This window comes from Mesorhizobium sp. M7A.F.Ca.ET.027.03.2.1 (assembly GCF_003999175.1).
Taxonomy (GTDB): Bacteria; Pseudomonadota; Alphaproteobacteria; order Rhizobiales; family Rhizobiaceae; genus Mesorhizobium.
This window is the reverse complement of record NZ_RZOM01001716.1, coordinates 1-679: the sequence shown is the minus strand read 5'-3', so window position 1 is coordinate 679 and position 679 is coordinate 1. Positions and strand designations below refer to the sequence as shown.

The following is a 679-nucleotide window of genomic DNA, read 5'->3' as shown; positions in this document are numbered from 1 at the left end:
TCGTAGAGGTTGCGCCGGCCTATGATCACGCCGATATAACGGCGATCGCCGGCTCGATGGTGGCCATGCAATATCTCGGCCTGCTGGCTGAGCGAAAGGCCCGGCTTGAAGAGTTGAACAACGGCAACCACAATGGTGCCGCAGTGATTCAAGGTCAGGGCATATAATCTTGAAATATCAGGGAATTTGATCAACCCATGAAACCGAAAATCTTCATCGACGGCGAACACGGCACCACCGGCCTGCAGATCAGGGCGCTGCTTGCCGAGCGCATTGATCTGGAGATCATTTCCATCCCGACCGAACGCCGCAAGGAAACGGCGGCGCGCGCCGAGTTTCTCAACGCCGCCGATGTCGCGATCCTGTGCCTGCCTGACGACGCGGCGAAAGAAAGCGTCTCGCTGATCGCCAACGACACCACCAAGGTCATCGATGCGTCGACCGCGCATCGCGTGGCGGAAGGCTGGGCGTATGGTTTCGCCGAGATGGACAAGGACCAGGCAAAGGCGATCGCCTCGGCAAAACGCGTCGCCAATCCAGGCTGCTGGCCGCAGGGACCGATCGCCACGCTACGGCCGCTGGTCACGTCAGGCCTGCTGCCGGCGGATTTCCCGATCACCGTCAACGGCATTTCGGGCTATTCGGGCGGCGGACGGCCGATGATCGAGGACTATGTCGC

The 679-nt window shown here is 60.8% G+C and carries 1 protein-coding gene and 1 pseudogene; both read left to right on the top strand.

The window, feature by feature from the left end; genetic code table 11:
* Window positions 1-167: pseudogene (locus tag EN750_RS37595) on the top strand (agmatinase); the annotation flags it as partial.
* A gap of 30 nt (window positions 168-197) precedes the next feature.
* A partial coding sequence (gene argC, locus EN750_RS37590; protein ID WP_127399491.1) for an N-acetyl-gamma-glutamyl-phosphate reductase occupies window positions 198-679 on the top strand: 482 nt, incomplete at its 3' end.